We start from the raw sequence: 10,126 nt of genomic DNA, 5'->3' as shown, positions 1-10,126 counted from the left end.
CGCAACGCCCTGCTGTGGTCGATCATCGCGACCCTCATGGTCCCGATGCAGGCGACGCTGATCCCGACGTTCATCCTCGTCGCCGGAGCGGGAGGCGTGAACACCCTGTGGGGCCTGATCCTGCCGACGCTCGCGAACGCGCAGGCCGTGTTCCTGATCCGGCAGTTCGTGATGGACATGCCGGACGAGCTCTTCGACGCGGCCCGCATCGACGGAGCCGGCGAGTGGCGCACCTTCGTCTCGATCGTCCTGCCGCTGATCAAGCCGGTGCTCGCGACCCTCGCGATCTTCGTGTTCCTCTGGCACTGGAACGACCTGCTCTGGCCGCTCGTCGTCGGCCAGTCCGACGAGGCGCGGACGCTCACGGTGGGGCTCGCGACGCTCAACACCGAGACGGTCTCGACCTCGAACATCATGGCGGCGGCGCTGATCAGCTTCGTGCCCTGCTTCCTGATCTTCATCTTCCTGCAGCGCCACATCGTCGAGAGCATCACGGCGAGCGGGATCAAGGGATGACGAGTCCGCAGCCGATCCGCTTCGGCCTGATCGGCGTCGACTCCTCGCACGCGCGGCAGTTCACCCGCCTGTTCGGCGACGGCCGCTCCGGACGCGTGCTCGGCGGGGTCGTGACGGCGGCCTGGAAGGCGCCGACCTCGGCAGACTTCCCGCCCAGTCGGGACCGCAACGACGAGAACGCGAGTGCTCTCTCCGACGCCGGCGTGCCGCTGCTGGACTCACCGGAGGCGGTGGCCGAGGCATCCGACGCCCTGCTGCTGGTGTCCTCCGACGTGCGCACGCGGCGGGAGCAGTTCGCCCGCATCGCCCCCTCCGGCAAGCCCGTGTACGTCGACACCCGGTTCGCGGCCGACGCGCAGGATGCCAGCGAGATGCTGCAGCTCGCCGCAGACTCCGGATGCCTGGTGCTCAGCGGCTCCCCGAAGCGGTTCACCCCCGAGTTCCTCGCGCTTCCGGCGGCGGAGATCGAGTCGATCGAGCTCCGCGGGCCCCTGGTCGTGCAACCCGGCCATCCGGGTCTCTCCTGGTACGGCGTGCACCTCGTCGACCTGGCCGTGGCGCTCTTCGGGCCGGGGCGCGCGCTCGTCGAGCCGCGCGGCACCGGCGTGCGCCTGGTCTGGCCGGATGGCCGGAGCGCGACGCTCAGCGGTCCGGCGGAGTGGGATCCGTGGACTCGCGGGCGAGCTCGGACGGCGTCCGGTGAGGTCGGTTTCACGATCGAGTCGGACGAGGACATGCTGACCGGCCTCCTCGATTCCGTCGTGCGATCGTGCCGCAGCGGCGAGCCGAACATCGACCCCGCCGAGATCGTCGCGATCTCTCGGATCGTGGCCGCCGGCTCCGAGACTCTCGCGACCCGCCTGCCCCTCGCTCTGCCGAAGCGGGCGCCGGACGCCGACGAACGCTGACAGCGCGATGAGGACAGAGGACGGAGGACGGAGCGAGATGACATCGGCGGATGACGCCGGCTGCGGACCGTCCTGCACCTGCGGAACTCCGTCCCGGAGCACTCTGCTCACGATCGGCGCCGCGGCCCCCGCCTCTCGTCTCGGTGCTCCGCCCCTCGCCGGCGGCACCGGACGGCACGCCGTGCCGCAGGCGATCATCCCGGCCGGACGATTCCTCATGGGCGACGCGAACGGAGACGCCAACCGCGGCGACGGCGAGGAGCCACGGCATCCCGTGACCCTCGACGGGTTCTCGATCGACACCACCGCCGTGACGAACGACGACTTCGCGCGCTTCGCGACAGACACCGGATACCGCACGGAGGCCGAGACCTTCGGGTACTCCGCGGTCTTCCACCTGGCGGTCGCCGCGCGCGAGAGCGACATCATGGGCCCGGCGGCGACGGCGCCGTGGTGGATCGGCGTCCGCGGTGCCGACTGGCGTCATCCGGGCGGGCGACTCTCGGATGCCGTGGGCGACGGCCTCGGCCGCCACCCGGTCGTGCACGTGAGCTGGAACGACGCGGCGGCCTACGCCGAGTGGAGCGGACGCCGCCTGCCGAGCGAAGCCGAGTGGGAGTACGCCGCCCGCGGCGGGATCGACGGCGCTCGGTACCCCTGGGGCGACGAGGCCGTCGACGCCGGCGGCTGGCGGGCGAACATCTGGCAGGGGCGGTTCCCCACCGAGAACACGATCGAGGACGGACACCTGACCACCGCTCCCGCCGACGCGTTCGCGCCCAACGGCTACGGATTGCACCAGACGGTCGGGAACGTCTGGGAGTGGTGCCGGGACTGGTACTCGGCGAGCGCCTACGCGGATGCCGCGACGTCGTCGCCGACCGGCCCCGCGCACGGCACCGAGCGCGTCCTGCGCGGAGGGAGCTACCTGTGCCACGATTCGTACTGCAACCGGTACCGGAACTCCGCACGCTCGCACAACACGCCGGACTCCTCGATGGGGAACGCGGGCTTCCGCACGGTGAGCGGATGAGGAACAGGTTCCCGGCATCCGTCTATCGACGCGGTCACGAGGCGGACGCGAGGTTCACCCTCGCGAACGAGCGCACCTTCCTCGCCTGGGTGCGCACCGGCCTCGCGCTGATCGCCGGCGGGGTGGCGCTCGAGCTGCTCGGCCTCGACCTCCACCCGGGTCTGCGGCTCGCCGCGTCGCTCGTGCTCGTCGTCGCCGGCACGGTCATCCCCGCTCTGGCCTGGATCGGATGGTGCCGCACCGAACGGGCGCTGCGTGAGGACACGGCACTGCCCGGCTCGGCGCTGAGCGCACTGCTCGCGGCCGTGGTCGCGGTTGCCGGAGCACTGGTGCTCCTGTCGATGGTTCTGCGATGACAGCGCCGCCGTTCGATCGCGGCCTGCAGCCCGAGCGTTCGGAACTCGCATGGCGGCGCACCTGCCTGACGTTCGGAATCACGTCGATCGTCGCCCTGCGCCTGCTTCCCGCGGTGTTCGACGATGCCCGCTGGGTCGTCGTCGGCGTGGTCGGCGTGCTGCTCTCGACCGTCCTCTGGACGCTCTCGCGACGACGCGGCCGGCGCACGTCCGAGGCGCTCCGGGCGCAGGGCCTTCGCGCACGGCTGACCGGAGGAGGCCTGATCCTCGCCGTCTCGCTGGGGCTGAGCGTGGTCGGGGCCGCCGGGATCGCTGTCGTGATCGCCGCCGCGAGCTCCCGCGGGTGAGCCCGCAGGCGTGGGCAGGTCTAGCCGGCTCAGCGCGGAGCGGTGCTGGCGCGTTCGACGAGCCGTGTCGGGATGACGGATGCCGCCTCGCCGACGGCATCCTCGCGCTCGGCGCCCTCCCCCTCGATCTCCGCGACCAGGGCGCCGACGGTGCGCTGGGCGAGAGCGGTGAAGTCCTGCCGGATCGTGGTCAGCGGCGGTCGGTAGTTCGCGGCGTCCGGCACGTCGTCGAAGCCGATCACACTGACGTCCTCGGGCACTCGACGGCCGGCTTCGGCGAGAGCCCGCAGCAGACCGAGGGCCATCTGGTCGTTGGCGCAGAACACGGCGGATGCCCCGGCCAGGGCGGCGCCGGCGGAGAACCCGGTGTCTGCGCTCCAGTCGCCGCGCACGACGGCAGGCGCAGAGATGCCCGCACTCGTGAGCGTCTCGCGCCACCCGCGCTCGCGCTCGGCGGCGGCGTAGGAGTCGGCGGGACCCGCGAGGTGATGCACGGTCTCGTGCCCGAGCGCGAGCAGCCGCGCCGTCGCGGCCGCCGCTCCGCCGTGGTGGTCGCTGTGCACGGTCACGAATCCCGCCTCGGTCGGGGCGTCGACCACGACGAGGCGCAGTCCCGCGGGGCGCTCGTCCGCCGAGACCTGCGCGGAGGCCTCGTTCAGCACGATCGCGCCGTCGACCTCCTGCTCGGCCAGGCGCTCGAAGGCCGAGCCGACCCCGTCGGCCGCGGTCACGACCGTGAGGGCGTAGCCGCGTTCCGCCGCCGCCTCGGACGTCGCCTGCAGCATGCGCGAGTTGCCGACCGTCGCGAGGGTCGTGACCACGAGCCCGATGGTCTGCGACCTTCCGGTGCGCAGGGCTCGCGCGGCGCGATGGGGGCGATAGCCGAGCTCGGCCATGGCCTTCTCGACACGTGCCCTGGTGTCCGGGTCGACACGAGGACTGTCGTTGACCACGCGCGACACGGTCTGCCCGGAGACGCCGGCGCGGGCGGCGACCATGGCCATCGAGACGCGTCCGGACGACGGGCGGCGCGAGCGAGGCTTCGACGCGAAGGAGTCGACATCGCTGTGGGTCACCGGCATCCTCCGTTCACAACTCAGGCGTGTTGACGTTATCACGGCGATGTGCGTACCATGTTTACGTGAACACGGAAAATCTTGCTGAGTTGCGCACGGAAGACCTCGGCGCCGGCGTCGTCAAGCGCGCCACCACGCTGGCCGACGGTCGCGACCTCATCTACTACGACGACCCCGGCACGACGCTCGGGGCCGAGCGCGCCGTCGACGCGCGCACGCTGGACCCCCGGCCCGAGACCGCGACGATGCGCCTCGACGTGCTCACCGGCGACTGGATCACCGTGGCCGCGAACCGGCAGAACCGTGTCATGATGCCGAGCGCCTCGGCCGACCCGCTCGCGCCCCAGACGCCCGACAACCCGTCCGAGGTGCCGTCCCGCTACGACGTCGCGGTGTTCGAGAACCGCTCCCCTGCCTTCGGCCCCGCGCTGGCCGAAGCCCTCGGCACGGCACCCGCCGCCACCAACCCTGCGCGCGGCCTCGACGACCTCGGAGCCCTCGGCCTCGGTCGCACCCGCACCTCGGTCGGCCGCTGCGAGGTCGTCTGCTTCAGCCCCGAGCACTCCGGGTCGTTCGGCACGCAGACCGTGACGCGCGCGCGCACCGTGATCGAGGCCTGGGCCGACCGCACGGCCGCCCTCTCGAAGCTCCCCGGCATCGAGCAGATCTTCCCGTTCGAGAACCGCGGCGAGGCGATCGGCGTCACGCTCCCGCATCCGCACGGCCAGATCTACGCCTACCCCTACGTGACGCCGCGCACCACGCGCCTGCTCGACTCGATCGACCGGACGGCCCCCGATCTGTTCCAGCACATCCTCGAGTTCGAGCAGGCATCCGAGCGCATGGTCTTCCGCGGGGAGCACTGGACGGCGTTCGTGCCGTTCGCCGCCCGCTGGCCGCTGGAGGTCCACCTGATGCCGCATCGTCACGTTCCGGACTTCGCCGAGACGACGGATGCCGAGCGCGACGAGCTCGCCCCCCTCTACCTGCGCCTGCTGCGCGGTGTCGATGCCCTCTATGACTCCCCGACGCCGTACATCGCCGCGTGGCATCAGGCTCCCGTGAACGTCGGGCGCGAAAGCGTGCGCCTGCACCTGCAGCTCACGAGTCCCCGCCGCGCCGCCGACAAGCTGAAGTTCCTCGCCGGGTCCGAGGCCGCGATGTGGGCCTGGGCCGCCGAGGTCACCCCCGAGCAGGGTGCCGCGCGCATCCGCGAGGCGATCGAACGCGCAGCGGCCGACGAGTCGTCGAGCCGGTCGACGGATGGCGAGGTGTCGGCATGACCTTCTCCGAGACCCACGAGACCGAGACGCAGGATGCTGCGCGCACGCTGTTCGTCGAGCTGACCGGCCGCGAGCCCGACGGGCTCTGGTCGGCGCCGGGACGGGTGAGCCTCATCGGCGAGCACACCGACTACAACGACGGCTTCGTCCTCCCGTTCGCGATCCCGCACCGCACGGTCGCGGCCGTGGGGCTCCGTGACGACGATCGCGGCCGCGTGCGGGTCGCGTCGACGTTCGCGGCAGAGCCGGTCGAGGTCGCGCTCGACGAGCTCGACGAGATCTTCCCGACCCTTCGACCGGCTCAGGGACCCGGCTCAGATCGCCGACCCGCCGTGCCGGAGTGGGCGGCGTACCCGCTCGGCGTCGCGTGGGCTCTGCGCCAGGCGCTCACGACCGACGGCGCCGAACGCTCGTTCCGCGGGATGGACATCGCGATCGCCTCCGACGTGCCGGTCGGTGCCGGGCTCTCATCCTCGGCGGCGATCGAGGGGGCCGCGGCATCCGCCCTGAACGACCTCTGGGACGCCGGGCTCGACCGCACCGCGCTCGCTCGCGTCGGCCGTCGCGCCGAGAACGAGGCGGTCGGCGCCCCGACCGGGATCATGGACCAGATGGCGTCGATGCTCGGTGAGCCGGACGCCGCGATCTTCCTCGACTGCCGCTCGCTCGAGGCGCAGCTCGTGCCGCTCGGTGTCGCCGAGGCCGGGCTCGCGATCCTCGTGATCGACACGCGCGTCAAGCACGCGCACTCCACCGGTGGATACGGCGAGCGCCGTGCGTCGTGTGAACTCGGCGCCGAGATCATGGGCGTCCCCGCTCTGCGCGACGTGTCCGTCGACGATCTCCCGCGGGCCGCGGAGCTGATGGACGACGTGACCTTCCGCCGCGTGCGCCACATCGTGACCGAGAACCAGCGCGTGCTCGACACCGTACGCGTGCTGCGCGAAGACGGGGCGCGCGCGATCGGCGACCTGCTCGTCGCCTCGCACGTCTCGATGCGCGACGACTTCGAGATCTCCGTCCCCGAGCTGGACACCGCGGTCGACGCGGCGCTGGCCGCGGGTGCGCTCGGCGCGCGGATGACCGGCGGAGGCTTCGGCGGAGCAGCGATCGCGCTGATCGAACGGGATGCCGTGGAGTCCGTGTCGGATGCCGTGACCGCGGCGTTCGCGGCATCCGGTTTCACCGCCCCGGTGCTGTTCACGGTCACGCCGTCCGCCGGCGCGCACCGCGACGCCTGACAGAATGAGTGATCGAGCCGCGACGAGCCTGCGGCAGGAGAGGAACGCAATGTCCTGGATCGTCACCGGCGGCGCCGGCTACATCGGAGCCCACGTCGTCCGCGCCCTCGCGGATGCCGGACTGACCCCCGTCGTGCTCGACGACCTGTCCAGCGGAGTCCCGTCGTTCGTGCCGGAGGGCGTGCCGTTCGTGCAGGGCAGCATCCTCGATCGCGAGCTCGTCGAGAAGGCACTCCGCGATCACGACGCGGACGGCGTGATCCACGTCGCCGGCTTCAAGTACGCCGGCGTCTCGGTGCAGCGCCCGCTGCACACGTACGCGCAGAACGTCGAAGGCACGCGCGTGATCCTCGAGGCCATGGAGGCCGCGGGCGTCGCGAACATCGTGTTCTCCTCGTCGGCGGCCGTGTTCGGCACGCCCGATGTCGCCCTCGTCGAAGAGGACACCGCGAAGAAGCCGGCCAGCCCCTACGGCGAGTCCAAGCTCATCGGCGAATGGCTGCTGCGCGACCAGGCCGTCGCGACGGCCGACTCCGCGCACCCGCTGCGTCACACCTCGCTGCGCTACTTCAACGTGGTCGGCTCCGCCGACCCGACGGTCTACGACGTCAGCCCGCACAACCTCTTCCCGATCGTCTTCGAAGCGCTGATCGCCGGGAAGACGCCGAAGATCTTCGGCGACGACTACGCCACCGAAGACGGCACCAATGTGCGCGACTACGTGCACGTCGGCGACATCGCCGCCGCGCACGTCGAGGCGGCGAAGCGCCTCTCGGGCGGACAGCCGATCGAGGCCGCCTACAACCTCGGCTCCGGCGACGGCCTCAGCGTGAAGCAGATCATGGATGCCGTCGCCCGCGTCACGGGCATCGACTTCACCCCCGAGATCGGCCCGCGTCGCCCCGGCGACCCCGACCGCATCGTCGCCACCGGAGAGCTCGCGGCGCGCGACCTCGACTGGAAGATGCGGTACTCGGTGGACGAGATGGTGCGGACGGGCTGGGAAGCTCGACGCCTTTCCGGTTCTTAGGCCGGTAGTCGAGCGAGCGCGACGAGTCGAAGTGACGAGACACCCCGGCAGTCTCAGACGTCGCGGGTGCGGATGGGGTAGAGCCAGAAGCAGAGCCACGCGAGGGCGGTGAACCCGAGCGGGACCACCGCGAGCATCAGGCGGATGCCGCCGTCGACGGACTCCGGCTGGCCATCCTCGAGGGCGGCGTCGAAACCCGATGCCGTCAGCACCCACGCCGCGACCACCGCCTGCAGCACCACGGAGCCGCGCACCACGAAGCCGTTCACCCCGAAGTAGGCGCCCTCGCGCCGGTGACCGGTGCGCACGGCATCCGCGTCGATGATCTGCGCGAGCATCACCTCGAGCAGCTGCAGCAGCCCGCCCACGCCGATGCCGACGGCCACGCCGACGAGCGCCGCGCCGAGCACGTTCGACGGAGCGAGGTAGCCGAGCACCGCGACACCGAAGACCGCCACGCTCCACAGCAGAGCCGTCCGGGGACTCGTGCGGCGCACGACCGCACTCCACAGCAGGATCGAGGGGATCGCGGTCACGAAGATCGCGCCGAGCAGGATGCTCCCTTCCCCCTCGTCCGCACCGAGCGAGTAGCGCACGTAGAACGGGATCGCGGCGAGGATCACGGCGACCGCGGTCTGCACGAAGAGGGAGCCGAGCACATAGGGGACGAACGCGCGATTGCGGAACGTGTAGCTCAGCTGTTCGCGCCAGCGCATCTCCGCGGCGGCCGTCGCGCCGCCCGGCTCGGGTGCGCGACGCTCGATCATGCCGCCGAGGAACGACCAGACGAGCAGCATGAGGCAGACGCCGCCCAGCACCATGGCCATGCCCGGCCAGCCGATCGCACCGTAGAGGGCGGGTGCGCCGGCGGTTCCCAGCACCATGCCGAGGATCGCGAAGATCTGCCGCGGGACATTGCCCCTGGCCCGTTCCTCCGTGGTGCGGAAGATCTCGGGGAACAGGGCCGAGATGTTGAGGACGACCACCACGAACGCGATGTCGTAGACCGCGACGACGACGAGGAACCAGACGATGAGGCCCGCGACGGGCAGGTCGGGCGGCATCCACACCAGGGCGAACGCGACGACGAGCGGCACGATGCCGAGGCCGATCCAGGGGACGCGACGACCCCACGGGGTGCGCAGCCGGTCGGAGAGCGCGCCGACGACCGGATTCAGCACCGCGTTGAGGACACCGTGGGCGATCATCGACACCGCCACCCACCCGGCGGGCACGGCGAGCTGCGAGACATAGAAGTAGACGACGAAGGCCGAGAAGGTCTGCGCCATGAGCTGGGTGGGGAACCCGGAGGCCCCGAACGCGATCGACTGCGCCCGCGTCGGCGCGGCATCCAACCGCCGTTCACGCAGTCGTCCGCCCAGCGACGTCATCGGATGCGGCTCCGCTGCAGGTCTCGCAGGTCGCGCCAGCCCACCCGGACGAGCGCTTCGTCCTCGATCGCCTGCAGGACCACCGGGTCGCTGAGGAGCCTGTGCTCGTAGCCGCGTTTCGCGGCCCCGTAGTCGACCGCGGCACGCAGCTCGTCGTCGTCGATCATCGGGTGCAGGTAGATCTCGGTGAGTCCCGCCGGCACCGCGCGCAGCAGGGCGACGAAGCCGTCGCGCACCTGCTCGTAGGTCTCCTCCTCGCTCGTGCCCTCACCGAGGAGTCCGAACGGATGGCTCCACAGCCGATCGATGATCTCGACTCCTGCCGCATCGGCCGCGGCTGCCGCCTCGTCGAGCTTCTTCTGCAGCGCGGCATCCGCTCCGACGCCGTCCATGCTGCGCGGCAGGCGGAAGGGAAGGCCGTGCCGGGCCGCGAGCGCGAAGACCGGTCGGAGGAAGTCTCGTCCGGTGAGGAGCCCGTAGACCGAGCCCATGTGGTTGTCGAGGTGGGTCACGTCGACGCCCGCGTCGAGGGCGGCCTGAAGCTGTGCCGCGAGCTCGGCGGCGACCTCCTCGTCGGCGGCCTCCTGCTCCACGGCGGCGACGTCGGCGGGGAAGAAGCCGTCGGCGTCGACGAGGGTCGTCGCAGCGCCGGTGAGCGGGCGCCAGCGGTAGCGGCTCCATTCGCTGGTCAGCACGAGGTGCACGCCGATGTCGAGGTCGGTGCGAGATGCCGCGAAGGCCAGCGCCTCCGGCGACCACGCGCACGGCACCATCAGCGTCGTCGAGTCGATCCTTGCGGTGGTGAGCAGGTCGACGATCGCGGTGTTGGCGGCATGGCACATACCGAAGTCGTCGGCGTTGAGGATGATCGCGCGCGCGCCCGGGGCGAGTCCGAGTCGATCGGCGAGGTCGGACGGAGCGGTCATCGGCGGATCCTGTCGGGAC

Annotated in this window: 11 protein-coding genes; 8 read left to right on the top strand and 3 right to left on the bottom strand. The window is 71.4% G+C overall.

Going from position 1 to position 10,126, the window contains the following annotated elements:
* The 5 genes from DC434_RS04110 to DC434_RS04090 all read left to right on the top strand — a co-directional run.
* Nucleotides 1-516 (top strand): carbohydrate ABC transporter permease (locus tag DC434_RS04110; protein ID WP_133192773.1); only part of this gene is annotated, 516 nt, incomplete at its 5' end.
* Entirely contained in the window at nucleotides 513-1,424 is a 912-nt protein-coding gene (locus DC434_RS04105; protein WP_116633962.1) for a gfo/Idh/MocA family oxidoreductase, read from the top strand. The genes DC434_RS04110 and DC434_RS04105, both read left to right, overlap by 4 nt.
* A 37-nt stretch (nucleotides 1,425-1,461) precedes the next feature.
* Entirely contained in the window at nucleotides 1,462-2,457 is a 996-nt protein-coding gene (locus tag DC434_RS04100; protein ID WP_116633961.1) for a formylglycine-generating enzyme family protein, read from the top strand.
* On the top strand, nucleotides 2,454-2,813 hold the full coding sequence (locus tag DC434_RS04095) for a DUF202 domain-containing protein (protein ID WP_116633960.1): 360 nt from the start codon (nucleotides 2,454-2,456) through the stop codon (nucleotides 2,811-2,813). Before DC434_RS04100 ends, DC434_RS04095 begins: the two co-directional genes overlap by 4 nt.
* On the top strand, nucleotides 2,810-3,160 hold the full coding sequence (locus DC434_RS04090; protein ID WP_116633959.1) for a DUF202 domain-containing protein: 351 nt from the start codon (nucleotides 2,810-2,812) through the stop codon (nucleotides 3,158-3,160). Before DC434_RS04095 ends, DC434_RS04090 begins: the two co-directional genes overlap by 4 nt.
* Nucleotides 3,161-3,189: 29 nt before the next feature.
* On the opposite strand, the gene DC434_RS04085 is transcribed toward DC434_RS04090, so the two are convergent.
* Nucleotides 3,190-4,164, bottom strand: a complete 975-nt coding sequence (locus DC434_RS04085) for a LacI family DNA-binding transcriptional regulator (RefSeq protein ID WP_116634041.1) — start codon at nucleotides 4,162-4,164, stop codon at nucleotides 3,190-3,192.
* A gap of 137 nt (nucleotides 4,165-4,301) precedes the next feature.
* Here DC434_RS04085 and galT point away from each other — a divergent pair, with 137 nt between their 5' ends.
* Genes galT through galE form a run of 3 tightly spaced genes read left to right on the top strand, consistent with a single transcriptional unit; the run spans nucleotide 4,302 to nucleotide 7,790 of the window.
* Complete coding sequence (gene galT, locus DC434_RS04080) at nucleotides 4,302-5,519, top strand: galactose-1-phosphate uridylyltransferase (protein ID WP_116633958.1); 1,218 nt, start codon at nucleotides 4,302-4,304, stop codon at nucleotides 5,517-5,519.
* The gene (gene galK / locus DC434_RS04075; protein ID WP_116633957.1) at nucleotides 5,516-6,760 is read left to right on the top strand and encodes a galactokinase; all 1,245 of its coding nucleotides are present in this window, start codon (nucleotides 5,516-5,518) and stop codon (nucleotides 6,758-6,760) included. Before galT ends, galK begins: the two co-directional genes overlap by 4 nt.
* Nucleotides 6,761-6,809: 49 nt before the next feature.
* The gene (gene galE / locus DC434_RS04070; RefSeq protein WP_116633956.1) at nucleotides 6,810-7,790 is read left to right on the top strand and encodes a UDP-glucose 4-epimerase GalE; all 981 of its coding nucleotides are present in this window, start codon (nucleotides 6,810-6,812) and stop codon (nucleotides 7,788-7,790) included.
* A gap of 53 nt (nucleotides 7,791-7,843) precedes the next feature.
* Here galE and DC434_RS04065 read toward each other — a convergent pair whose 3' ends face one another.
* Nucleotides 7,844-9,181, bottom strand: a complete 1,338-nt coding sequence (locus tag DC434_RS04065; protein WP_116633955.1) for an MFS transporter — start codon at nucleotides 9,179-9,181, stop codon at nucleotides 7,844-7,846.
* A complete protein-coding gene (locus DC434_RS04060; protein ID WP_116633954.1) occupies nucleotides 9,178-10,107 on the bottom strand; it encodes a ChbG/HpnK family deacetylase in 930 nt (309 codons plus the stop codon). The genes DC434_RS04065 and DC434_RS04060 overlap by 4 nt, the downstream gene beginning before the upstream one ends.
* Between the last annotated feature and the right edge of the window lie 19 nt (nucleotides 10,108-10,126).

The organism is Microbacterium sp. TPD7012 (assembly GCF_003075395.1).
Lineage (GTDB): Bacteria > Actinomycetota > Actinomycetes > Actinomycetales > Microbacteriaceae > Microbacterium.
The sequence above is the reverse complement of the archived record's forward strand: the minus strand, read 5'-3'. Positions and strand labels throughout refer to the sequence as shown.